This window comes from Paraburkholderia sp. SIMBA_054, from assembly GCF_046534875.1.
In the GTDB taxonomy this organism is placed as follows: domain Bacteria; phylum Pseudomonadota; class Gammaproteobacteria; order Burkholderiales; family Burkholderiaceae; genus Paraburkholderia; species Paraburkholderia hospita.
On record NZ_JAWRXV010001914.1, the window covers coordinates 1 to 228 of the forward strand.

A 228-nucleotide genomic window follows, 5' to 3' on the forward strand; every position below is an offset into this window, starting at 1 on the left:
CTATGATCATAAAACGTGCATCCTGATAGCAAGCGTAATTCAATGCATCAAGACCACGTGCCACAAATGGGTCGTAGACTGTCCCGATCGGTATCAGGCGCTTTCCAAAGAGTGAATGCGAAAGTCCGGCTGCTCCCAACAACAGAAAGAGGTTCATTTCTGCGATACCTAGTTCGATGTGCTGGCCATCCGGTGTAAATTCCCATTTAGCGGTTGAAGGGATTTTCT

At 47.4% G+C, this 228-nt stretch carries 1 protein-coding gene; it reads right to left on the reverse strand.

Annotated elements, in window-relative coordinates:
* A partial coding sequence (locus SB822_RS61715) for a hypothetical protein (protein WP_410859753.1) occupies nt 1-228 on the reverse strand: 228 nt, incomplete at both ends.